Source organism: Thiomicrospira sp. ALE5, assembly GCF_900112445.1.
Lineage (GTDB): Bacteria > Pseudomonadota > Gammaproteobacteria > Thiomicrospirales > Thiomicrospiraceae > Thiomicrospira.
The window spans coordinates 196,434-218,302 of record NZ_FOYY01000004.1 but is presented as its reverse complement, the minus strand read 5'-3'; the positions used below and the strand labels follow the sequence as shown (position 1 = coordinate 218,302).

General features: G+C 45.1%; 24 protein-coding genes and 1 pseudogene. 10 read left to right on the top strand and 15 right to left on the bottom strand.

The window, feature by feature from the left end:
- Positions 1-125: 125 nt before the first annotated feature.
- Genes BM293_RS07870 through yrfG form a run of 6 tightly spaced genes read right to left on the bottom strand, consistent with a single transcriptional unit; the run spans position 126 to position 4,848 of the window.
- Positions 126-995, bottom strand: a complete 870-nt coding sequence (locus BM293_RS07870; protein WP_234968944.1) for a PhnD/SsuA/transferrin family substrate-binding protein — start codon at positions 993-995, stop codon at positions 126-128.
- Between the two features lie 16 nt (positions 996-1,011).
- On the bottom strand, positions 1,012-1,419 hold the full coding sequence (locus BM293_RS07865; protein WP_093448219.1) for a PIN domain-containing protein: 408 nt from the start codon (positions 1,417-1,419) through the stop codon (positions 1,012-1,014).
- Entirely contained in the window at positions 1,409-1,642 is a 234-nt protein-coding gene (locus BM293_RS07860; RefSeq protein ID WP_093448217.1) for a hypothetical protein, read from the bottom strand. The genes BM293_RS07865 and BM293_RS07860 overlap by 11 nt, the downstream gene beginning before the upstream one ends.
- A gap of 60 nt (positions 1,643-1,702) precedes the next feature.
- On the bottom strand, positions 1,703-3,580 hold the full coding sequence (locus BM293_RS07855; RefSeq protein ID WP_093448216.1) for an ATP-binding cassette domain-containing protein: 1,878 nt from the start codon (positions 3,578-3,580) through the stop codon (positions 1,703-1,705).
- A gap of 27 nt (positions 3,581-3,607) precedes the next feature.
- Positions 3,608-4,168: a protein disulfide oxidoreductase gene (locus BM293_RS07850; RefSeq protein WP_093448214.1), complete on the bottom strand. Its 561-nt coding sequence runs from the start codon at positions 4,166-4,168 to the stop codon at positions 3,608-3,610.
- On the bottom strand, positions 4,165-4,848 hold the full coding sequence (gene yrfG / locus BM293_RS07845; protein WP_093448212.1) for a GMP/IMP nucleotidase: 684 nt from the start codon (positions 4,846-4,848) through the stop codon (positions 4,165-4,167). The genes BM293_RS07850 and yrfG overlap by 4 nt, the downstream gene beginning before the upstream one ends.
- A 119-nt stretch (positions 4,849-4,967) precedes the next feature.
- Between yrfG and nudE the strand changes: the two genes are divergently transcribed.
- Entirely contained in the window at positions 4,968-5,549 is a 582-nt protein-coding gene (nudE, locus tag BM293_RS07840) for an ADP compounds hydrolase NudE (protein WP_093448211.1), read from the top strand.
- Positions 5,546-6,370 carry a 3'(2'),5'-bisphosphate nucleotidase CysQ gene (gene cysQ, locus BM293_RS07835; RefSeq protein ID WP_093448209.1) on the top strand — a complete coding sequence of 275 codons (825 nt, stop codon included), beginning with the start codon at positions 5,546-5,548 and terminating at the stop codon, positions 6,368-6,370. Before nudE ends, cysQ begins: the two co-directional genes overlap by 4 nt.
- On the opposite strand, the gene BM293_RS07830 is transcribed toward cysQ, so the two are convergent.
- The 4 genes from BM293_RS07830 to flgA all read right to left on the bottom strand — a co-directional run bounded on the left by BM293_RS07830 (position 6,367) and on the right by flgA (position 8,602).
- Complete coding sequence (locus BM293_RS07830) at positions 6,367-6,927, bottom strand: PilZ domain-containing protein (RefSeq protein WP_093448207.1); 561 nt, start codon at positions 6,925-6,927, stop codon at positions 6,367-6,369. The genes cysQ and BM293_RS07830 overlap by 4 nt on opposite strands.
- 89 nt (positions 6,928-7,016) lie before the next feature.
- Positions 7,017-7,460 (bottom strand): hypothetical protein, encoded by a 444-nt coding sequence (locus BM293_RS07825; protein WP_093448206.1) that lies wholly within the window; start codon positions 7,458-7,460, stop codon positions 7,017-7,019.
- Between the two features lie 4 nt (positions 7,461-7,464).
- Positions 7,465-7,773 carry a flagellar biosynthesis anti-sigma factor FlgM gene (gene flgM, locus BM293_RS07820; RefSeq protein ID WP_093448204.1) on the bottom strand — a complete coding sequence of 103 codons (309 nt, stop codon included), beginning with the start codon at positions 7,771-7,773 and terminating at the stop codon, positions 7,465-7,467.
- A gap of 85 nt (positions 7,774-7,858) precedes the next feature.
- Positions 7,859-8,602, bottom strand: coding sequence for a flagellar basal body P-ring formation chaperone FlgA (gene flgA / locus BM293_RS07815; RefSeq protein WP_159428469.1), 744 nt, complete (start codon positions 8,600-8,602; stop codon positions 7,859-7,861).
- A gap of 109 nt (positions 8,603-8,711) precedes the next feature.
- On the opposite strand from flgA, the gene BM293_RS07810 reads away from it, so the two are divergent.
- Together BM293_RS07810 and BM293_RS07805 are read left to right on the top strand one after the other, a co-directional pair.
- Complete coding sequence (locus BM293_RS07810) at positions 8,712-9,668, top strand: chemotaxis protein (protein ID WP_093448201.1); 957 nt, start codon at positions 8,712-8,714, stop codon at positions 9,666-9,668.
- Positions 9,665-10,900 carry a flagellar assembly protein T N-terminal domain-containing protein gene (locus BM293_RS07805; RefSeq protein ID WP_093448200.1) on the top strand — a complete coding sequence of 412 codons (1,236 nt, stop codon included), beginning with the start codon at positions 9,665-9,667 and terminating at the stop codon, positions 10,898-10,900. The genes BM293_RS07810 and BM293_RS07805 overlap by 4 nt, the downstream gene beginning before the upstream one ends.
- A gap of 25 nt (positions 10,901-10,925) precedes the next feature.
- Here the strand turns inward: BM293_RS07805 and hemL are convergent, their stop codons facing one another.
- The 4 genes from hemL to rpiA are packed head-to-tail and all read right to left on the bottom strand — an operon-like array spanning position 10,926 to position 13,852.
- Positions 10,926-12,206: a glutamate-1-semialdehyde 2,1-aminomutase gene (gene hemL, locus BM293_RS07800; protein WP_093448198.1), complete on the bottom strand. Its 1,281-nt coding sequence runs from the start codon at positions 12,204-12,206 to the stop codon at positions 10,926-10,928.
- A 15-nt stretch (positions 12,207-12,221) separates the two neighbouring features.
- Positions 12,222-12,605 (bottom strand): rhodanese-like domain-containing protein, encoded by a 384-nt coding sequence (locus tag BM293_RS07795; RefSeq protein ID WP_234968943.1) that lies wholly within the window; start codon positions 12,603-12,605, stop codon positions 12,222-12,224.
- Between the two features lie 48 nt (positions 12,606-12,653).
- On the bottom strand, positions 12,654-13,154 hold the full coding sequence (locus BM293_RS07790) for a TlpA family protein disulfide reductase (protein WP_093448195.1): 501 nt from the start codon (positions 13,152-13,154) through the stop codon (positions 12,654-12,656).
- A gap of 32 nt (positions 13,155-13,186) precedes the next feature.
- Positions 13,187-13,852, bottom strand: a complete 666-nt coding sequence (gene rpiA / locus BM293_RS07785; RefSeq protein WP_093448194.1) for a ribose-5-phosphate isomerase RpiA — start codon at positions 13,850-13,852, stop codon at positions 13,187-13,189.
- 137 nt (positions 13,853-13,989) lie between these two features.
- Here rpiA and BM293_RS07780 point away from each other — a divergent pair, with 137 nt between their 5' ends.
- Entirely contained in the window at positions 13,990-14,424 is a 435-nt protein-coding gene (locus tag BM293_RS07780) for a hypothetical protein (RefSeq protein WP_093448192.1), read from the top strand.
- A 13-nt stretch (positions 14,425-14,437) separates the two neighbouring features.
- Here BM293_RS07780 and lon read toward each other — a convergent pair.
- Positions 14,438-16,801 (bottom strand): annotated as a pseudogene (gene lon, locus BM293_RS10460) (endopeptidase La).
- Positions 16,802-16,948: 147 nt separating this feature from the next.
- On the opposite strand from lon, the gene mog reads away from it, so the two are divergent.
- Genes mog through BM293_RS07750 form a run of 5 tightly spaced genes read left to right on the top strand, consistent with a single transcriptional unit; the run spans position 16,949 to position 21,860 of the window.
- Positions 16,949-17,500, top strand: coding sequence for a molybdopterin adenylyltransferase (mog, locus tag BM293_RS07770; protein ID WP_200770618.1), 552 nt, complete (start codon positions 16,949-16,951; stop codon positions 17,498-17,500).
- Positions 17,493-18,452, top strand: a complete 960-nt coding sequence (gene prmB / locus BM293_RS07765) for a 50S ribosomal protein L3 N(5)-glutamine methyltransferase (RefSeq protein ID WP_093448190.1) — start codon at positions 17,493-17,495, stop codon at positions 18,450-18,452. The genes mog and prmB overlap by 8 nt, the downstream gene beginning before the upstream one ends.
- Before the next feature lie 38 nt (positions 18,453-18,490).
- Positions 18,491-19,540, top strand: a complete 1,050-nt coding sequence (locus BM293_RS07760) for a carbonic anhydrase (protein WP_093448189.1) — start codon at positions 18,491-18,493, stop codon at positions 19,538-19,540.
- Positions 19,541-19,564: 24 nt separating this feature from the next.
- Positions 19,565-20,674 carry a chorismate synthase gene (gene aroC / locus BM293_RS07755; RefSeq protein ID WP_093448187.1) on the top strand — a complete coding sequence of 370 codons (1,110 nt, stop codon included), beginning with the start codon at positions 19,565-19,567 and terminating at the stop codon, positions 20,672-20,674.
- Positions 20,658-21,860 carry an MFS transporter gene (locus BM293_RS07750; protein ID WP_093448185.1) on the top strand — a complete coding sequence of 401 codons (1,203 nt, stop codon included), beginning with the start codon at positions 20,658-20,660 and terminating at the stop codon, positions 21,858-21,860. The genes aroC and BM293_RS07750 overlap by 17 nt, the downstream gene beginning before the upstream one ends.
- The last annotated feature ends 9 nt before the right edge of the window (positions 21,861-21,869 follow it).

The window sequence follows — 21,869 nt, the reverse complement described above, 5'->3', positions numbered from 1 at the left end:
GCACTTACTTAGAAATAAATGTGCCAATTTATAAGTTATTGATTTTTAGGTTATTTATGAGTTTTGGTGTTTTTGATAGGGGTGTGAAATGCAATAGGTGTTGCATTGTGCAAGAGGTGTGGTTTCTAACGTTCTAGTTTATGAAGGATGCGCGCCACTTCGACAAATTCTTCATCTGCAACATCATAAAAGTTAAATTCCAGGTCTGGTGCGGGATTAAAGAGTAATGCTTCTATCAGCTTTTCCCGTTGTGTAATTGGCAGTTGGTCACTTGCAACTATGACCGTAGGCGCCAAAAACTCTGAAGTGCGAATAATTTTGATAGGGTATCCATTATTAATAAATCGCTGGGCAATACCTTCAGTTGTTGCTGCGGCATCAAACTCTTGATGCACGACACTCATAATTGCGCGTTCATGGCGTCCTAAAAAACTATAAAATTGCAGGTCGTTAAGATAAATACCATCTAAGCGCAACAATTGACGAATAATAAAGTGACCGCTATAGGAGTGATAGGATCCAAATGCAATGGAACGATTGATGAGGTCAGGTAAATAGGTAATATCACTGTTTTCATGAACAATAACCGCGGCACGATATGGTGCTTCTGCAGCAATAAGTTGCAATGGTTGGCCTGCAGTTGCAGCCGCTTTTTGTGCCTTTAGGTAAGATACTGGTCCGATGTAGGCTAAATCTACCTCGCCATTGACTAACCTTTTTATCTGGTCTTCGTAGCTGTGGGTGATATAGAGCGATACGGGTTGGTTTAGTACTTCGCTTAAGTAGTGCACCAAGGGTTCGAAACGCTGCTGAATGCGCGATGGCATTTCATAGGGCGGCACCGCCAGCACCAGGCCTGGTGCTGGTGCGTGATCAAGTGAGTGTGTGCTAGGTTCAACAGAAGCGTCTTGCTGACAACCCGCAAATAACAACACCATAACCAGCAGGCCTGCTTGTTTAAATAACTGCCGTATGTGGTTGTATATTACTGACATTCGATGTTCAAACAAGTTAGTCTAGCCGAAATGGATTGATAACTTGAAGTTGGTTGTCAATGATCAGGCCATGCTGTAAATCTTCTGAGTAGAGGGTGTCACATTTTGCGCCCAATGCGGTAGCAACAATTAAACTATCGTAATACTGTAGTTTGTAGCGTTGTTTGAGTTCGATGGCATGGCGTATTGTTTGGGTATTAAAGTCCAAAATATCGGCCATCCTTTCAAGAAGGTCAATAATGGAAAGAATTTGATTGGGTTGTAGTTTTAATTTTTTAAAACATACACTAGCAAACTCGTTCAGAACCTGAATCGAAATATGGTGGCCTTGTGCAATTAAGTGCATCGCACATTGCTTTTTGATCTGATCCTGATCAAGGGCATAAATCAAGATATTGGTATCAAGAAAAGCCTTAGCGCTCATTAGCTTGCTCGCGATCAAATTTAAACTCGCTTAGGTCAAGATTGATCTCGCCAAAAACCTTTTTAAGTTCGGCATAATTCAGCTCGATGTGTGAAGGTTGGGCTTCATTGTTTTCGTCTAAGCGCACTGTGATTTTGACCGGCTTCTTAAAAAGGGACTTAAATTTTTCAGGGATATCAATATGTTCACCCAGTGCGGTTGTTTTAAATTCAATAGCAGCCATGGCGATTTCCTTTTTTGAACTCAAAAATACATGCTAGCAAACTTGTCTTATTAGCCAAGTTTATAATTGGCTCTCTAACATTTCCCAGCGTTCAAACGCCTGTTCGAGTTGGGATTCTTTATGTTGTATTTTAGCTAGGGTTTTGTCAATGGCGTTTTGGTCTTGTTGATAAAACGCCGGGTCAGCCACTTTTGCGCCTAGTGCTTCGAGTTCGGTTTCGAGCTGTTCAATCAAGCCGGGCAGGGCGTCGTATTCGCGCTGGTCTTTATAACTGAGTTTTTTGGCGGGCTTGTCGTCCAGCTTGGTGTCTACTTTTGCGTCGCTTTTAGTGAGTGATTTAGTTTTGGCACTTGATGTTTCAAGATTCGGGCGTTGGCGCAACCAGTCGTCATAACCGCCGACATATTCATTCACCAGGCCTGGTGCATCAAATACGATTGAGCTGGTCACTACATTGTTTAAAAAGGCGCGGTCATGGCTAACAATCAGCACGGTGCCTTGATAGTTAAGCAAAAGATCTTCAAGCAACTCAAGGGTTTCGACATCGAGATCGTTGGTGGGTTCGTCAAGAATCAGCAAGTTGGACGGTTTGGCAAACACTTGTGCCAATAACAGACGGTTACGTTCACCACCGGACAGCGATTTGACCGGTTGGCGCGCGCGATCGGGGGCGAATAGGAAATCACTTAAATAGCCGATAATGTGTTTACGTTGGCCGTTGATTTCGACATAGTCACTCGAATCCATCACGTTTTCCGCCACAGATAGTTCTTCATTCAGTTTGGCGCGGTGTTGGTCAAAATAGGCGATTTGTAAATTGGTGCCGAGTTCAACAGTGCCTTGCTGCGGTGTTTCTTGGCCGAGCAGCAGTTTGAGCAGCGTGGATTTACCACAGCCGTTCGGGCCGATCAGACCGACCTTATCACCACGCACAATAAGTGTGGAGAAGTCTTTGACAATGACCTTATCTGGCCAAGCAAAACTGAGGTCTTTAATTTCGATGACCTTTTTGCCGGAGGTATCGGCGACATTGACCTGTAGATTGGCACTGCCTTGTTGACTACGACGCGCCTGACGTTCCAAGCGCAATTTTTCCAGCGCACGCACGCGGCCTTCGTTGCGGGTGCGGCGGGCTTTAATGCCTTGACGTATCCAGACTTCTTCTTGCGCCAGTTTTTTATCAAACTCGGCATTGGTTTTAGCTTCGGATTCAAGTTGGGCTTGTTTGCGTTCTAAATAGGTGGCGTAATCGCAATCCCAACTGTATAAATGGCCGCGATCAACCTCGACAATCCGCGTAGCAAGGGCTTGTAAAAAAGCCCGGTCATGGGTGATAAACACCAGCGCACAGCGCAAACCTTTAATAAAACCTTCCAGCCATTGAATAGAGGGAATATCCAAATGGTTAGTCGGCTCGTCGAGCAATAGAATATCCGGTTTTTGCACCAGCGCTTGCGCCAATAATACCCGGCGCTTCATGCCGCCGGACAGGGCAGAAAATTCGTCATCGGCAGGCAGATCGAGTTTGGATAAAATCGTGTCCACCTGTTGATTCATTTCCCAGCCGTTTTGTGCTTCGATTTTGTGTTGCAGTTTTTCAAGCTGATCCATATCGCCTTCCAGCGCGGCATGGTGATAGGCCTTGAGGGTTTCGCCTATGTCACCTAAACCTAGCGCCACCACATCAAAAATGGAGCCTTCAATATCATGCGGCACATCCTGGCGCAATTTGGCGATTTTAACCCCGTCTTGCACAATGCGACTGCCATCATCAGCAGGCTGGATGCCTTCGATGACTTTAAGCAGGGTGGATTTGCCTTCACCGTTACGCCCAACGATACAGACGCGTTCGCCGCTGTCGACTTGGAAATGGATTTTATCGAGTAGTGCAGCGGCACCAAAACTAAGGGAAATATCGCGTAAAAATAATAAAGCCATGGTTTAGTTAAATTCCAAAAAGGGTCATTAGGCGGGATGAGGTGAGGTCTGCTTGCTAAAACGCTGCGCCCACCAGAGACGCATACGCAAGCCCCAGGTGGAGGTGACGCCAACTTCAACAAATTGTACATCGCCATGAGGGTTAATAATAAAATCAGCCGGCACGGCTTTTGCGCCATAACGGCGGAACAGCTGGCCATCTTGGTCGTTGATGATCCAGGCCGGATTCATGCCATGTTCTTGTGCATAAGCTAAAAGTTCGGCATCGCTGCCCGACTGGGTCGCAATGCTTAATACTCGGTAATCGCGGCCAATATTTTCGACGCCATCGCGTGAAAAGGTACAGATTGGGCACCAGGTGGCCCAAAAGTGGATGAGCACCGCTTCGCCCCGCAACTCACTCAGGCTAATGGGGTCACCGCTCAGGCTATATACTTGAAAATCTGGTGCTTGGTCACGCACTACATCGCCCTGAAAATAAGGGCGGAGCATCAGATAAATAATCACAGCGGCTAAAATCCAAACGCCGTTATTAATCCAAGGGTTGCGCCAGGCCTGCTTAATCCGCTGTTGCCAGTTATGGGTCATAGCGTGCCTTGTGGTGATGCAGTTGGAGGCATGATTTCACTGAAGAATTCAAAAAAATCAAAGCCTTGTGGGTCGATTTTGTCGAGGTGCGGGCTGACATGAATGGCCGCTAATAAATATTTAATCCCAAAGGATTCGGCGGTCTGTAGTGCGCGAATATTGTCATCAATTAACAGTGTGCGTTCAGGATCAAAGGGCACATCTTGTTGAATTTTAGCCCAGAGTGAGGGGTCTTCTTTTGGACAGCGATAATCATGCGCAGAAATCATCTGATCAAAATAGGGGGCAATCTGCGTCATTTCTAGCTTTAGGGCCAGGGCATCGCGATGCGCATTGGTGACCATAATCACCTGTTTATGGTTTTTTTTCAGTGCATCTAGGAAATTGAGCACATCGGGGTGGGCGCGAATGAGATGTTTAATATCCTGTTTTAAATCCGCAACAGACAGCTCAAAACGTTCGCTCCAATAATCTAAACAATACCAATTAAGTGTGCCGGTTTGCTCTGCAATAGCGGTTCTGACGGTATGTTGCGCTTGCTTTAGTGGCAGATGATGATGTTCGGCATAGGCTTTGGGTAAATAGTCCATCCAAAACGTCCAGTCAAAATGCAAATCAAGCAGCGTGCCATCCATATCGAGTAACACGGTATCTATTTGTTGCCAGTGTTCTGGTTGCATCAATGCTCCTGTTGGTTGCTCAATGACGGGCTTTAATTTATGATGCACTGATTATAACGGTATTTCTTTACTACTTAAACCGAATGCATGCCGAATGGATGGCCAAGGTTGTTTAAATCATGAAGGCAAATTTAGATTTACCAATAATTGAACCCTTACAAGGTCCTCAAGTCATAGCCACGCAGCCCTTGCTTAAAACACGGTTGTTTAATATTGAGCAGCAGTCCTTGTGTTTTAGTAATGGGGTGACGGCAGACTATGAGCGCTTGGTCTCTAAGAGTGACGGTGCGGTGCTGGTGGTGCCTATCATCAATGATGCATTTGTGCTTATTCGTGAATGGAGTGCTGGTGTTGGGCGTTATGAGCTAGGCTTTCCAAAGGGCAAAGTTGATCCGGGTGAAACCTGGCAAGATGCGGCGGTTCGAGAATGCCAAGAGGAAATTGGTTTTCGGCCCCGTCGTCTCCATTTGCTTGATAAGGTGTGTCTTGCGGCCAGTTACATGGATCACCATACGCATTTGGTGCTAGCGCAATATTTGGATGTCTCCGTATCTGATGCGGGAGATGAACCCGAGCCGCTACAAACGCTGCAATGGCCTATTGCACGTTGGCCTGAATTGCTGGCGCAAGCAGAATTTAGTGAAGGGCGTGCCTATGCCGCATTATTCTTAACTCTAACTCATTTAGGGAAAATTGTGTGACCCCTACTCATCAAGATTACCAGGCCTGGTTGCCCAGTGTGTGTCATCTAGCCAGGCAAGCAGGCCTGGTTATTATGGATATTTATCAGTGTCCCAATTGCTATGTCGAGCAGAAGCAAGACGGTTCGCCTGTTACGGAAGCGGATCGCTCGGCCGATCAACTCATTCGTGAGGGATTAGCAAAATTAACACCGTCTATTCCTGTGGTCAGTGAAGAAAATCTTGCCAATACGCCTTTTATGCAGCGCCAAGCCTGGTCATGCTTTTGGTTGGTGGATCCGTTAGATGGCACGAAAGAGTTTGTCGAACGTACCGATGAGTTTTGTGTCAATATTGCATTGGTTGTTGATGGCATTGCGCGGTTAGGCGTTATTTTTGCCCCGGTAACGAATCAAATGTTTAGCGCCTACGAGGGCAGCGATGCGACCTTGGCGCGAGATGGCCGTCTGCAAACCATGCGCACGCGGATACCGGTGCAGGCTCCTATCAAGGTTACGGCAAGTCGTCGGCATGGCCGCCGTTTAGATAGCGTGCTAGAGCGATTAAAAGAGGAAGGGGTCGAGTATCTTCCGATGGGGTCGGCGCTTAAATCGTGTTTAGTGGCGACAGGACAAGCAGATATTTATCCACGCTTTGGCCCCACCTCTCATTGGGATACAGCCGCATCGCAGGTTATTGTAGAGGCGGCAGGCGGCGCGTTGCTAGATATGTCATTGCAACCACTGCGCTACTTTCCATCAGAGGATATTCTAAATCCACATTTTGTGGTGGTTGGGGATATTGCTTGGTTGCAGCAGCAAGCAGGCCTGCTGATGGCTTAAATTCTAGATTTTTGTAGCAGCTCTATTTCTTTATTTTGTAAAAAGTAGACGATTTCACGTTGTTGTTTTTCACAAATAGAGTCGAAAGAAAGCGATACTTTTTGCTTCCCATCCTCTTGATAGATATTAACAACGGAACAGCGCGTTAAGATAGGGTCGACATCGGGGTAAGTTTGAAACATCACATCAACCTTGTTGGCTGTGGTTATTTTGTCCTTGATGGAGAGTTTCATGCCATTACCGCTGAGATTAATTCCTTTAATCGGAAGGGTGCTCGAAAAATTTGAAAACTGGACTCTTTCATGAATGGTGTCAAGTTTTCGATTTAAAAGCCTGAGTGTTTCAGCTAAGAGAGGTGATTTTTCTTCGATCAGGCTAATATTATTGCTAATTTCTCCATCCAACCGTGTGAAGTCGGGCAAAAAGTGTTTTGCGATAAATTTTGCGTCAGGTATCTCTGGTAGCGGTTCTTCAGCCGCCTCTTCTTGCGTAATGACTTGATAGATGCACGGAATTGTTACATCAAAGCGAAAAAACTGGCGTTTGTTTTGTTCCATCAAGCATCCCTCATTTATTTTTCTCCATTTTAGCTGCAACTCACTTTTTTGCAATCACCGTTAAAAAGATTACTGTAAGTTAAAGAAAATTATGCCTTACCTAAAGAGCGGTTGGCATTGTTGCTTTTGGGGAGGCCTGTCTGCGAGTAGCCTTGAAATGGCATAGTTTGATGTTGATTAAGTTGATTAAGTAGTTGTGAGTTTAGTTTATAAAGTGTCGCTAACAATACTTGATTACGCTCATTGTGTTGGGCGGCTTGTTCAGATAGTGTTAAGACATTGTTGATTAATATCAGCTGATTAGAAGTGTTTGCTGCATGCCTGATATCATCAAAAGAAAAAGGGTATAGCTCGGCAACCAAGGTATTAATTTTTTCGACGGAGGCATTTTTCTGCTCAGCGACTTGAATTATGTCATCAATTTTCTGATGAGACAGAGCATCCTTCTCGATGGTTAATAAATCATTAAAGTCGGTAATGGCTTGTTGTAATTTTTCTACAACGAGCCAATTAACAAATGGAGCGTTTTGCATGAAATCAATTTAAACCAGCAAACATACGTTCGGTTTCAATCAATTTTGATGCAATTTTGTCTGGATTAATGGGGTACTCTCCAGCAGCAATAGCCGCTTTAATCTGATCAATTTTTGCTTGCCGATCGTCCGGTGTTTCAGATGCAACAGACACTTGTGCTAACTTTTGTGACACATTTGTTAATGTAACTTGGTCAGTTTGTTGGCTAGCTGGGCTAGGTTTTGAATTTTGCTCAGCAAGTGTTCGCTCTTGACTACGTGTGTCAATGGGTTTTGAGCCATTAAGACTGGCTGCTACTGTTTTAATATCCATGGCATTTATACCTTAAAAATTATATAGTCTGTATAACGGCAATCTTTTACTTAACTTTAGACCTTTTTCAAAATTTTGTTGCTCATTATGGCACTAAAACGGTGTTAGGTGCTACTACAATCCCATTTACAATTCTATCAGATCTGGTGTTTCGAACAGGGATTTGTTCCTGAGCTAAGCCATTACTGAGTGCAACACCGGGTGTGCGAATTTCTAGGCTACCAATCTGTGTGATGATTGTAACATCATGGTTATTGATAACGAGATAGGGTGGGTCAAGCATTTGAACGCTTATCAAGGTATTAGGACTAATGGGTCTTCTGGCACGGTGTCCAACAACTTGTTCAAGGTCGTGTAAATGCTGTTTACGTATTTGTCCTAGAGGTCTCAATTCTAGTTTAACGGCATGGCTACTAATCATTGCATCACGCAGTATGGGTTGTGATGCGACCACGACTGGGGTTTCGGCATAAAGTTCAGCGGTAACAAAAAGTCTCCACACCGGTTCATGACACTGCACAGAAACCGTAGTGCGCGGTGAAAATCGGTTATTCAAACGATGCTCAATATTCAAAGGCTGATTGCATGCTGCCAATGAAAGTCGATCAGGGAGGGGTCTGACTTGAATCTTAATATTTTGTAATGGGTAGCTAGCAAAGTTTTTTAGCGCGCTCAGCAAGTGAGCTTCTACTTCCTGGTAGACTTGGCTCATGTCTTGCTGGCTAGCTTGATTTGAGGTTGAGTTGCTCTGTGCCCATGTTGTTTGAGATAGAATCAAGCTCAACACTAATGTAAGACTGCCTAACAGTCGTTTGTGGGAGTTAATCATATTGTTAAGCAGTTTATTATTTATCATCTGACTAGATCTAAATGTGGCTTGTTGTATTGGTGCTAAACTGGAATAATTAGGTTTAATTGTAATATAAGGACTATTGGCTATGTCGAGTTTTCTGAAAAGTGTTGATCAGCGCACATCTCTTGCCGGTATGAACCGTATGGAGCTGTTGCTGTTTAATATTAAAGGACAGCAGTTGTTCGGCATTAACGTCTTTAAAGTCCGTGAGGTTATCCGCACGCCTGAGATATCGCCCGTTCCCAAAGCAGATTATCGAGTCATTGGTGTATCTGATATTCGCGGTCAAACCATGCCGATGATCGATTTGGCTCTAGCATTAGATCTTCCCAAAGTGCCAAGCGAAAAGCTCGCTGAAAGCTTAACGATCGTCACAGAGTTCAACAGTTCTGTGCAGGGTTTTATTGTTGAGGATGTCGATCGTATCATTCATTTGCGCTGGGAAGATATCTTGCCACCACCGGATTCGTTGCACCAGGTAAGTTACCTAACCGGTATTACGCGTGTTAATCAACAGATTGTTGAAATTGTGGATGTTGAAAAGGTCTTATCAGAAGTATCTGGTCTAGTATCTGCCACCCCAGATCCATTTATTGCTGAAAATGCCGATAAGCTAAAAGGTAAGCAATACTTTATCTTAGGTGCCGATGATTCCGCCGTCGCTCGGACTCAATTAAAAAACATTTTGGGTGGCTTGGGTGTTCGCCACCAAATTGTTAATAATGGTAAAAAGGCGCTCGATCTATTACAGAGTTGGGCTGACGAGGCCGAGCAAGGCAGTGGGTTACCCGTTGCAGAACGCGTGTTAATGGTCATTTCTGATATTGAGATGCCGGAAATGGATGGCTACACACTAACGGCTAAAATTCGTAAAGATGATCGTTTAAAGGATTTGTACGTCATTTTAAACTCCTCATTGAGTGGCGGCTTCAACGATAAGCTGACGGAAAAAGTTGGTGCGAATCGATTCCTATCTAAATGGCATGCGGATGAATTGGCGAAAGAAATTTTAAAACGTATTGAGCAGGTAACTGAATCATGATTTGGCGAAACAAAGCTAGCTTGTTAGTCATCTGTTTACTGATGACGAGTCCCTTTCAGATGGTGATCGCCCAGTGTCAAAAAAGTGTAGTAGGCATGGCCAATATGAGCGAAGGTGATTTGGTCTATGTACGTCAAATGGCTATTCGTAATGCGCTGGAACAAGCGGTAATGCAGGCTGGGGTGTCCGTTGAGCTTGACCAAACACTCGATATGCGTCAGGGATTATCGCAGCAGCAAAGCCGGTTTCGCAGTAATGCTAGAGTAACCAGTTTTCAAGTGATAAGCGAAGAGCTGGATGACGAAACGGGGGTTCTACGAGTAGGACTGGGCGTGTGTGTTGAAGCACTGGATGTAACGGATAATGGCAATCAGCAAAAGGCATCATGCGATTTACCTATTGATATGGGCTATCAAAATAGAGTAACTATTCTGCCACCACTGGTCGAATTTCCCGAACAAACACGTGATATTGCTAATTTGGTTCATGGCCTGCAAACTGATATCTTGCGTAAGTTACACCTCCAGGGTTGGCAAAATGTTGCTAGCTATGATGTTGGCCAGACGCGGCAACCAGGCCTGCTGATTACCCCCAACTTATCCCCTGAAGCGCTGTTGCCTATTCAGGAACAAACGGGCGCTCAATTTGCCTTATTCACTGTTGTACGTTCAATGGCGGCGCACAACACCGATTCCAGGATTTTAAATCATATTAGACGTAGCTACGATTTTGAGGTACGTCCAAATCATCGTTTTGTTGAATTAGAATGGTATTTAGTTGAATTGGATCAGCAGCAAATTCGTCATCAACAACGTGGCGGGTCTCAGTTTGCCGGTTCAGCACGGGTTGGACGCGATAAGCCTGTCGGTACAGCCGCTTTTTTGGCGACGCCAACAGGTAAAGCCCTAGATCAAGTTGTTAATGAGTTAGTTGATAGTGTGACTGACTGGCTGTCTTGCCTGCCGCTTGATGTGCCAGTGCTAGAGGTTCGAGGCGATGATGTAGTTGTATATCTCCATCAGCAATCTGGGGTAAGAGTCGGTGATCAGCTTGCTTGGTATAGTATTGATGGGGCGCCAGTTCGATTTCAAGGTCAAAACCTTGGTTTTGATGCGCAGCCAGCTGGTTTTGTTGAGGTGGAACGCCTTGCGGGTCAGTTTGCAGTGGTGAGAGTAGTGGGGGAGCGTGAAGGCGCAAGAATTGCCTTAGGGGATCGCCTCCGCAGCTGGTAGCTGAGAGGCTCGTGCTAGTCAGCTTTTATAAGTTAGCCATGACTTTGTCGGCGGCATCAATTGTTGCAGCGATATCATCATCAGAATGCATGATTGAAATAAAGCCAGCTTCATACGCTGAAGGAGCCAAATAGACGCCCTCATGTAACATGCCATGGTAAAACTTTTTAAACCTGTCCATGTTGCCTTTTGCAACCTGAGCAAATCGGCTGATGGCTTTTTCTTCACTAAAGAAAAAGCCAAACATGCCGCCAGCATGGTTAGTGGTAAAGGGGATGTTATGCTTGTCAGCGGCCTGTTGAAGCCCTTGCACAAGTTGAAGTGTTTTTGCTTCTAGTTGATCGTAAAAGCCAGGCTCTTTTAGCATGTGAAGGGTGGTAAGACCTGCGGCCATAGCTATTGGGTTGCCTGATAGGGTACCCGCTTGATAGACCGGGCCCAAGGGCGCAATATGACTCATGATCTCTTTTTTACCGCCAAAAGCACCAACAGGCATGCCACCACCGATAACCTTACCGTAAGTCGTTAAGTCGGCCTGAACACCATAGCGGCCTTGAGCACCCTGTAAACCCACTCTAAAACCACACATGACTTCATCAAAAATCAGCACACTACCATGCTCATCACAAACTTCACGCAATGTTTCTAAGAAGCCTGGTTCTGGCAGGATACAATTCATATTACCCGCAACTGGCTCCACAATAATGCAGGCAATTTGGTCGCCGATTTCACTAAATACTTTGCGTACTTCATCGGCATCGTTGTGCGTCAGCGTCAGCGTATGGTTAGCAAGTGAATCAGGTACCCCTGGTGAGGAGGGTACGCCCAGCGTTAATGCGCCTGAGCCTGCTTTAACAAGTAGTGAATCTGAGTGGCCATGGTAACAACCCTCAAATTTAACAATTTTGTCGCGACCTGTGTAGCCACGTGCTAGGCGTATAGCAGTCATGGTTGCTTCTGTGCCAGAGCTGACCATTCTGACCATTTCGATGCTCGGTATTAATTCGCAAACGAGATCGGCCATAGTGGTTTCCATAACTGTTGGAGCACCAAAGCTTAACCCAAATTCGGCTTGACGTTGTACCGCTGCAATAACATCAGGATGCGCATGTCCTAAAATGGCAGGCCCCCAGGATCCAACATAGTCAATATATTGCTTTTCATCTTCGTCGGTTAAGTAAGCGCCTTTCGCGGCTTTAAAAAATACTGGATCCCCTCCAACGCTCTTGAAAGCGCGGACAGGTGAGTTAACACCACCAGGGATATGCTTTTGTGCTGCAATAAATAAATCGTGAGAACGTGACATAATTTCCTTTAAAACTTATTCAGACCATGAGCCATAACCGTTAAATAATACGCGTGCTTGATCGTAGCCAACCAAACGCAGAGCCATGTGAGCTTTAGACGATAGAATACCGGTATCACAATAAACAACGACCATCTTATCATCAGGTATCTGATCTAGTTCACTGAGAACAAAGCGCCAATCAATATTAACTGCACCGGGTATATGGCTTTGGTTATAGTCTTGTTCCATACGCGCGTCGATAATAAATATTTCTTGTTCGTTCATCATGGCACGAAGTTGATCTGCGGTAATCACACCATCACCAAAGGCGGCCATTTCCATGTAGTCTTGAAGAACGGCTGTTAGATCATCAAGGTCAACGGCTTTTGCTGGCTGGGCGATGCTAAATGAAACCATAGAGGCTAATAATAAAGGTTTGATTAGTTTTTTCATTGTTACCTACTCTTAGTTAAATTGTGGGCTTAGTTGATCGATGCGGGTGTGCAGGAAGTCCATGTCAGCATCACCAATTTTGCGATATACAATATTGCCATTAGGTGCAATTAAAAAAGTGGTTGGCGTAAGACGAATATTGCCAAAAGCTTCACTTAGCGCCCCATCTGTGTCTTGAATGAAGTTAAAAGGGTAAGGGTTGGCGGCAATAAAGTTAGCGACGTGCTGTGGTGGGTCATAGTCCATTGAAATGGCTAACAATTCAAACCTATCACCGTACTCTTCCTTCAGTTTTGCGAGTTCGGGCATTTTGGTAATACAGCTTGGACAAGAAGTAGCCCAGAAATTAACTAACACGGGTTTTTTAGGTAAATTAAGATTTATCGTCTGGCCATCACTCGCTGTAACGGTGACAGCAGGCGCTTTTTCTCCGCCAGAAATTGTAAAGTAGCCTAAGAAGCCAATCAGTATAGCTACTAGAACACCAAGCGATACAACAGGGAGATTTTTCATTTCCAAGCTCCTAATAAACTATTCCTAGTCAGTTAATTTGCAAGCAGTGTTTCAACGCCATTTTTACCGCCACACAAGAAAATATCTGCTTTGCGGCAAGCAAATAAACCGTTGGTAACGACACCGACTATTTGATTAATTTCGGTTTCGAGTGCAACTGGATCGGTAATCTTTAACCCATGCACATCTAGGATGATATTTCCGTTGTCAGTGGTAAAGCCATCGCGCAATACGGGTTCACCACCAAAGCGTTTGACAATTTCGCGGGCAACATAGCTTCTTGCCATCGGAATCACCTCAATGGGTAATGGAAATTTACCAAGATGGGCTACCTTTTTACTTTCATCAGCTATGCAAACAAACTTTTGAGCAACGGCAAGTACAATTTTTTCGCGGGTCAATGCACCACCACCACCTTTAGTTAAATGTAGGCCAGGATCAGCTTCATCGGCACCATCGATGTAAACAGAAATTTCACTTACACTGTTTAAATCTAAAACTGGAATGCCGTGTTCACGCAAACGTGCGGCTGATGCTTCTGAACTCGCTACGGTACCTTCAATGGTATGTTTGATTTTGGCAAGCTCATCAATGAAAAAGTTGGCAGTAGAGCCTGTTCCTACACCAATAATAGTTTCTGGAACGACATACTCAATGGCGGCTTGTGCAACGAGTTGTTTTAATTCATCTTGCGTCATAACGATTGTCACACCTTTTTTAATTAATCTAAAATAATCAACACAACATCTTATCAAATATCAATACACAAGAGTATGTTGATTAACTGAATTAATTGATAGACTAGACAATTATTAACTAAAGTTGGGGCAAAAAAATGAGAAAGTTTGCTTGGTTTAGTTTACTGGTAACAAGTTTATTGGTAACAGGTTGTTTAAAAAGCCAACCATCTAATCTGGCGGTAGAAGTAATGGCTAAACGCTATTGGCATGACCAGCTAGCAATGCAACCGCATTTCCCAATTGATAGAGTTCGCATTGTGAGCCAGTTTCACGAAGCCTCAGATCGTTATATTGCCGTGGTTGAATATTTTGTAACCAGTCAATTAGACGAGCAGCAACTAATTAATCATATTCAGCAAGCGGACGCTGAAGGGCGCCCTTCAGCATTTGATCAACAAGGGGTCAGGCAAGTCATTGAAACCTTGCCTAATCGCTTTACTGTAAATCAGTCGATTAGTTTTACTAAAACCCTCGCATTTGCTGATGGGTCTAGGGGCTGGTTATTAGCTGAAGAGCTTACCCGACCCTAGATTTAGCGATACTTTAAGATAGCATAAAGCAAAGCGATGCGACCTCATCAAAATGTTTGACGTAATGGATAGTCATGTCGGCAACGAGATAATCGGGTAATTCTGCCACGTCGCGTTGATTTTGTGCCGGTAGGATGACTTCAAATATTTTCGCACGTTTTGCTGCAACTAACTTTTCTCGAATGCCACCAACAGGCATCACTCTGCCTACCAAGCTGAGTTCACCGGTCATAGCGAGGTCATGTTGGATGGCTTGCTGTGTAGCGAGTGATACGAGTGCACAGGCCATGGTAATCCCCGCACTGGGGCCATCTTTAGGTGTGGCGCCATCAGGAACATGCAGATGCACTTGGGTATTTTCAAAAAAGTCGTCGCTAATGTTGAGTTGTTTGGCGCGGCTTTGCACGAAGCTGTAGGCTAGTTCTGCTGATTCTTGCATCACCTTACCAAGCTGGCCAGAAAGTTTGATACCGTGTCCGTGACCATGCACTCTTGATGCTTCAATGTTGAGTGTGGCGCCGCCCATTGAAGTCCATGCTAATCCCGTAACGGTGCCTATCTCACCGCTATCTCGATGTTCATTGAACAGTGCTGGCCCTAAAAAACTTGCTAAATTTTTGGTATTGATCTTAACCGGTAGGTCTGGCTCTTTGACGCGCTTCATTGCGGCTTTGCGCAGCAACTTAGCGAGTTGTTTTTTAAGGTTGCGTACGCCGGCTTCGCGAGCATATTCTTCAATTACTTTTACAACGGTGGGTTTGTTAAGTTGCACGGCTTGTTTGTTTAGTCCCGCTTCTTTTAGCAAACTCGGCCATAAATATTTGCTTGCAATGGCTGTTTTCTCTTCAGTGATGTAACCACTTAATCGAATGACCTCCATCCGGTCAAGCAAAGGAGTGGGTATCGTATCAAGTTGGTTAGCGGTACAGATAAAGAGCACCTGTGACAAATCAACGCGAAGGTCTAAAAAATGATCCAAGAATTGGTGGTTTTGTTCAGGATCTAACACTTCAAGTAAAGCAGATGCCGGATCGCCTTGGTATGACGCACCCATCTTGTCAATTTCATCAATCAGGATAACGGGATTGGCGGTTTTTCACTCTTTTAGCGCCTGAATGAATTTGCCTGGCAGCGCGCCGATATAAGTGCGGCGGTGACCTTTAATCTCCGCTTCATCTCGCATACCACCCACAGAAAAGCGAAAAAATTGGCGACCGAGTGCCTCTGCAATACTTTTTCCAATAGAGGTTTTCCCAACGCCTGGTGGACCAACAAAGCAAATAATTGAACCAGCAACCTTGCCGCGAATTTGTGATAAAGCTAAAAACTCTAAAATGCGTTCTTTTACATCATCTAAGCCATAGTGGGCACGGTTTAATAACCGTTCGGCACGCTTTAAGTCCAGCTTATCATGGCTGGCATGTTGCCAAGGAAGTTGTGTCGCCCAATCAAGCCAGTTGCGAGTTACACTGTATTCAGATGACTGCTGATCTAGGTTGCGGAGTTTGTTAATTTCATCAAGTATTTTTTGTGCGGGCTCATCAGCAATGTTGAGTGCCTCAAGGCGCTCCTCAAACCGCTCGATGTCTTCGCTGTGGCTGTCTTGTTGAATGCCAAGTTCTTTTTGAATTTCTTTGAGTTGTTGACGCAAAAAAAACTGTTTTTGATGTTCTGACATGTTTTCTTCTACGCGCTCGCGAATGCTGAATTGTAAACGGGTCACATCAATTTCATGTTTAAAGAGTGCCAGCACCTTTTCGAGGCGTTCTACTAAGTCGAGGGTTTCAAGAACGTCCTGTAGTGATTCTGCTTTAGCCGTCGTGATAGCGGCGGCAAAGTCGGCCAGTTGCTGCGGGTCTTCAGGGTTATAGCGGTTAAGAAAAAATCGCAATTCTTCACTGTATAGCGGATTAAGTGGCAATAGTTCTCTAAAGGCATTCATGATTGCTAAGCCATAGGCTTTGTATTCTTTTGGTGTGCCAGTTTTGATGTCGCTTGGATAGGAAACTTGGCTAGCATAGGGGCTTTTTTCGTTAACCCACGTTTCAATCTGAAAGCGACAAATCCCTTCCGCTATAAACTGTATGTAGTCGTCTTTGGTTTTAATATCGGTCATTTTGACCAGCGTACCGATTCTGCGAAACTCTTCTGGTTCAGCATTTTGATGATCGTCGTTATCCACATAGACGACACCCACAAAGTCCGCATAAGAAGACTTTTGAATCGCGTTGAAGGTTTTAAGCCAAGCTTTTTTATTTAACACAACGGGTAGGGTTTGACCTGGAAAAAATGGTCGGTCTTTGATGGGAATCAAATAAAGTGTTGAGGGATACCTAGGTTGTTCGCTCGCAGAGTCCAATGCAATGGGTAATTCCATGTTTGCATCTTGGTCAGTTGTTATGGCTGCGTTAAGCGATGTTTTATTATTTTGGTTGCTCATAGCGTCCTTAGTATCAGTATTTAATATCTCGTTATAATTAAGGTATGATATGGCGACATAAAGTTCAAATTTCAAGAGGTTGTCATGCAAATGATTAAAATTGGGCTCGTGACTATATCGGATCGTGCTAGCTCGGGCGTGTATGAAGACCTTGGTGGCCCTGCCATGTTTGATTGGTTAACTAGTGCACTAAGCTGTCCTTGGCAAGCATCCAAACATATCATTGCAGATGAGCAGGCTACAATTGAGCAAACATTAACGACATTATCCGATGAGGAAGGCTGTTGCTTAATTCTTACAACTGGCGGAACGGGCCCGGCTAAACGTGATGTTACACCAGAGGCCACTTTGGCTGTAGCGGACAAAGTTTTAGATGGGTTTGCGGAACAAATGCGTGCGGTGTCCTTGCAGTATGTACCGACGGCAATCTTATCGCGTCAGGTGGCTGTTATTCGTAACCAAACCTTGATCATAAATTTGCCAGGCAAGCCTTCGGCTATTGCAGAGTGCTTAGATGCGGTCTTCCCTGCGGTGCCTTATTGTATTGACTTGATAGAGGGGCCATTTATAACGACGCATGCGGATCGAGTGCAGTCTTTTAGACCTAAACATGCAAAGCGGACTTCAGATGAATAAAGTTGCTGCCCTTTATACGGGCCTTAACTATCAACATGATGGCTTAGAAAGTGTGATAGATTTTGTACGCTGGGGGGCGGCACTGTTTTCCCAAGCAAACCTTGTTTTTGGCCATGGCACTGATAATGCGTTTGACGAAGCATTGATTTTGACATGCCATAAGCTGATGATTCCTACAGATCGAGTTGATCATTACCTCAGTGCTCGCCTTACTCATACTGAGCGCCATGAATTAACAGAGCTATATCGTCAACGAATTGAAACACGTCAGCCTGCTGCGTATTTGACTGGACAAGCACGTTTTGCAGGGTTGGATTTTTATGTTAATGAACATACGCTAGTGCCTCGTTCACCCATTGCCGAATTGATTGAAAAAGGCTTCCACGGTTGGGTAGTAGCGTCTGAAGTTGAGCAGGTATTAGACTTGTGTACGGGTTCAGGGTGCATCGGTATTGCATCTTTGCAAGCATTTGATAACGCACAGGTTGATTTAGTTGATATCTCGGCCAAGGCATTGGAGGTCGCTCAAAAAAATATAGCGCGCTATGCACTAGAGGGCCAAGTTCGTACCATTGAATCTGACTTGTTTGCTGCGTTGGAAGGGAAAAAATATGATTTGATTTTATCAAACCCGCCTTATGTAGACGCGATTGAAATGGCTGCCTTGCCACCTGAGTATCAAGCAGAGCCGGCATTAGGGTTGGCGGCAGGTGTTGATGGTTTAGACTTAGTTCGCCGCATTCTCGCTCATGCAGCCGATCATCTAACTGACAAAGGGGTGCTGGTTGTTGAGGTAGGGGTCAGTCAATACTTTGTTGAACAAGTGTACGAAGAGTTGCCCTTATATTGGTTTGACTTTGAACATGGTGGTGAGGGCGTCTTTGCAATCAGTCGTGAAGAGCTGATTCTTTTTGACGATATTTTGCAAGCGCGATTGGCAGAGGTCGATTAGGTTTTGCATTGTGAATACGGCATAGGAGCATACAAGTTATGGGGCTAAAGCAATGGCTGCTTTCTGGGGCGTTGGGGCCATGCATTTTGTTTTATGCGATGTCTTCTTATGCCAACTTGCTTGATCTGGAGTCCGAGTTTGAGGCTTTTCAAGCTCAGAATCCTGAATTGGTTGCTGAAGAGCCAACTGGTTCGGCTGAATCGACTAATAACGCGCGACAGACTGTACAAGAAAACAACCCTAGTGAACAAGCTGAAAATGCTGAGCAGACGGGTGAAGCGCTAACGGCCGCCACTGATAAAACAGAGCAAGATAAGTCCGTGCCCAGCTGGAGCTACCAAGGTGATTCAGGACCAAAAGCCTGGGGCGATTTGCATAATACATTTAGAGTATGTAAGCATGGGCGAGTACAGTCACCGGTAAATATTATAGCAGATCAAGCCGTTAGTGCGCCGGGTTTGAGTGATCTCAGCACTGATTATCGTGCGATGCCTTTACGTCTTCAAAAATCAACAACAAGTCTAATCAGCTCCATTCCCCTTGGTAGTCCGCTAGTAAAAGCGGGCGTCGCTTATCAGTTAATTGAAGTGCAGTTTAAAACGCCAAGTGAACATCAGTTAGATGGTTTTGACTATCCGCTTGAAATTCAGTTTCATCATCGAGATAGCCATGGCCAAGCATTAGTCGTGAGTGTGCTAGTTAGAGAGGGTGATAGTCATGCTCAGTTGGAACAAGTCTTAAACCATTTACCCCGCGAAGCAGATCGTCTGCGAATCTATGAAGGCGTGCCTTTTCAGCCGCGTAATCTATGGCCAGACTCGCAAGATTATTTTCGTTATTTAGGCTCTCAGACCCAGCCACCCTGTGAAGAAGGCGTGATATGGGTGGTGATGCGTGAGCCGATCGAAGCGTCGATTCGGCAGTTATTGGGCTTCCAAAACCTACTTGGCCGTAATGCGCGTCCTATACAACCCTTGAATGGGCGGTTGCCGCTTAAATCTTGGCAAGATGCGTCGAGTCAGCCTACTCAAACCCAGCAAGATAATCGTCGTTTAGATGAGTATCGTGGTTATTTTTTTAGTTTTTAATATTAATGATAGAGAGAAGCATAGATGGCCGGTAATAGCCTCGGACAAGTATTTCGTGTGACCACATTTGGTGAAAGTCACGGTATTGCATTAGGGTGTGTTGTAGACGGTTGTCCACCAGGCCTGCCACTCACTGAGGCAGATATTCAACAGGAGTTGGATCGACGCAAACCGGGGACCTCTAAATTCACCACGGCACGACGTGAACCCGATCAAGCCAAAATTCTCTCGGGGGTTTTTGAAGGGGTGACTACTGGCACACCGATTGGGTTATTAATTGAAAACACTGACCAGCGTTCGCAAGACTACTCCAAAATTGCTGAAGTGTTTCGTCCAGCGCATGCCGACTATACCTATACCCAAAAATATGGTCTGCGTGATTACCGTGGCGGTGGGCGTTCTTCTGCGCGCGAAACGGCTATGCGTGTGGCAGCGGGCGCAATTGCAAAAAAATATCTGCGTGAGCGGTTAGGGGTAGAGGTTAGAGGTTATTTATCACAGCTTGGGCCAGTAAGTATTGAACAGGTTGATTTTAATGTTATTGATACCAATCCATTCTTTTGCCCTGATGTTAATAAAATTGCCGAGATGGAGGCGTATATGACCGCGTTGAAAAAAACCGGTGATTCAATCGGTGCGAAAATTACCATCGTGGCCTCTGGCGTGCCAGTTGGATTAGGTGAGCCTGTGTTTGATCGTTTAGATGCCGATTTAGCTCATGCACTGATGAGCATTAATGCTGTTAAAGGCGTTGAAATTGGCGATGGCTTTGCTGTGGTTAATCAAAAGGGGACCGAACATCGTGATGAAATGTCGCCAGAGCAAGGGTTTTTATCGAATCATGCTGGCGGCATAGTGGGCGGGATTTCATCCGGTCAAGATATTATTGCTCATATCGCGTTAAAACCGACCTCGAGTGTGACGGTGCCAGGTAAGAGTATCAATATGCACGGCGAAGCGGTGGATATGATTACTAAGGGGCGGCATGACCCCTGTGTGGGGATTCGGGCTACCCCGATTGCTGAGGCACAAATGGCGATTGTGCTGTTGGATCATTTTATGCGTCATCGAGCGCAGAATGCCGATGTCGTGCCGCCCGTTATGGATTTATCTAAACTTGCCAAATCAACCTGAGCGGGTTGCTCACCCGTCTAACCTAGCTACGCCGACAGGGATTCCTCGTCGGCGTTTGTCGTTGTACTACTTTTTTTATTTCACCTTGTTTGGTACCTTTTTACCCTTTTTTGGCCTTTACATGCAGGGGTTGGGGCTCAATGCATTAGAAATCGGTCAAGTGATGGCGGCGCTGATTGGCACCAAGATTATTGCGCCTTATTTTTGGGGTTGGTTAGCTGATCATTCCGGCAAAATGATGCTCTGGATTCGTATTGCGATGGCACTAGCGACCCTTACGGCAGCAGGCCTGCTATGGGCAGCAGATTTTTGGTCGTTGTTATTGGTCGTGCTGTTGTTTAGTTTCTTTTGGCACGGCGGTTTGCCCTTATTTGAAGCCTACACCTTTAGCCAACTAGGCACTAAAAAAGTAGACTATGGCAAGATTAGGTTGTGGGGTTCATTAGGTTTTATTGCGGCGGTGTTGCTGTTAGGTTGGCTGTTTAGTCATTGGGGGCTGGCGGGTTTTCCTTGGGTTATTTTAGCGTTGTTTCTGTTGCTAAGTTTGGTAACCTTTACGCTGGTGGATCAGCCAGATTCGGCTGGTCAGCAAGCCAATACCGCTAAGACATCGCTTTGGCCGGTGTTGTTATCGCCCGTCGTGTTGGCCTTGCTTACAGTCAGTTTTTTGATTCAGTTTTCCCATGGCACCTACTATAATTTTTTCTCCATTCATTTAAGTGAATACGGCTACTCTACTCAGACCATTGCAGGCTTATGGACGCTAGGCGTCGTGGCTGAAATCTTTGTATTTTTAGCTATGGGATGGCTGTTGCGCCATCTTTCTATTATGCTATTACTCATGTGTAGCTTAGGTTTAACCTTGCTTAGGTGGCAGTTAAGTTTATGGGGTGTCGAAAGCCTGAGTGCCTTATTGGTCGCACAATTATTTCATGCGGCGAGCTTTGGCTTATACCATGCTGTAGCACTGCATTTAATAGACAGTCTGTTTAATGGTGCGTTACGTAGTCGTGGTCAAGCGGTTTATGCGGCGACCAGTCAAGGCTTGGGAGGCGCAATGGGTGCGCTAGTCGCCGGGCTTACCTGGTCAATCGGTGGCGCCTTGTTATCCTATATGCTATCGTCGCTAGCGGTGTTATTGGCCATCATAATTGCGTGGTTTGGACTAAGACGTTTACAGGTTTAAGGTGAGACT

Bases quoted from the DNA above. Each gene is read 5' to 3' on its own strand.
- BM293_RS07860 (WP_093448217.1), bottom strand. From the start codon at position 1,642: ATGGCTGCTATTGAATTTAAAACAACCGCACTGGGTGAACATATTGAT.
- BM293_RS07795 (WP_234968943.1), bottom strand. From the start codon at position 12,605: ATGGTTTCATTTAGCATCGCCCAGCCAGCAAAAGCCGTTGACCTTGAT.
- BM293_RS07830 (WP_093448207.1), bottom strand. From the start codon at position 6,927: ATGGAACAAAACAAACGCCAGTTTTTTCGCTTTGATGTAACAATTCCG.
- aroC (WP_093448187.1), top strand. From the start codon at position 19,565: ATGGCCGGTAATAGCCTCGGACAAGTATTTCGTGTGACCACATTTGGT.
- BM293_RS07790 (WP_093448195.1), bottom strand. From the start codon at position 13,154: ATGAAAAATCTCCCTGTTGTATCGCTTGGTGTTCTAGTAGCTATACTG.
- BM293_RS07865 (WP_093448219.1), bottom strand. From the start codon at position 1,419: ATGAGCGCTAAGGCTTTTCTTGATACCAATATCTTGATTTATGCCCTT.
- mog (WP_200770618.1), top strand. From the start codon at position 16,949: ATGCAAATGATTAAAATTGGGCTCGTGACTATATCGGATCGTGCTAGC.
- BM293_RS07760 (WP_093448189.1), top strand. From the start codon at position 18,491: ATGGGGCTAAAGCAATGGCTGCTTTCTGGGGCGTTGGGGCCATGCATT.
- nudE (WP_093448211.1), top strand. From the start codon at position 4,968: ATGAAGGCAAATTTAGATTTACCAATAATTGAACCCTTACAAGGTCCT.
- BM293_RS07805 (WP_093448200.1), top strand. From the start codon at position 9,665: ATGATTTGGCGAAACAAAGCTAGCTTGTTAGTCATCTGTTTACTGATG.
- BM293_RS07810 (WP_093448201.1), top strand. From the start codon at position 8,712: ATGTCGAGTTTTCTGAAAAGTGTTGATCAGCGCACATCTCTTGCCGGT.
- yrfG (WP_093448212.1), bottom strand. From the start codon at position 4,848: ATGCAACCAGAACACTGGCAACAAATAGATACCGTGTTACTCGATATG.
- flgA (WP_159428469.1), bottom strand. From the start codon at position 8,602: ATGATTAACTCCCACAAACGACTGTTAGGCAGTCTTACATTAGTGTTG.
- flgM (WP_093448204.1), bottom strand. From the start codon at position 7,773: ATGGATATTAAAACAGTAGCAGCCAGTCTTAATGGCTCAAAACCCATT.
- rpiA (WP_093448194.1), bottom strand. From the start codon at position 13,852: ATGACGCAAGATGAATTAAAACAACTCGTTGCACAAGCCGCCATTGAG.
- BM293_RS07850 (WP_093448214.1), bottom strand. From the start codon at position 4,168: ATGACCCATAACTGGCAACAGCGGATTAAGCAGGCCTGGCGCAACCCT.
- hemL (WP_093448198.1), bottom strand. From the start codon at position 12,206: ATGTCACGTTCTCACGATTTATTTATTGCAGCACAAAAGCATATCCCT.
- BM293_RS07825 (WP_093448206.1), bottom strand. From the start codon at position 7,460: ATGCAAAACGCTCCATTTGTTAATTGGCTCGTTGTAGAAAAATTACAA.
- BM293_RS07870 (WP_234968944.1), bottom strand. From the start codon at position 995: ATGTCAGTAATATACAACCACATACGGCAGTTATTTAAACAAGCAGGC.
- prmB (WP_093448190.1), top strand. From the start codon at position 17,493: ATGAATAAAGTTGCTGCCCTTTATACGGGCCTTAACTATCAACATGAT.
- BM293_RS07780 (WP_093448192.1), top strand. From the start codon at position 13,990: ATGAGAAAGTTTGCTTGGTTTAGTTTACTGGTAACAAGTTTATTGGTA.
- BM293_RS07855 (WP_093448216.1), bottom strand. From the start codon at position 3,580: ATGGCTTTATTATTTTTACGCGATATTTCCCTTAGTTTTGGTGCCGCT.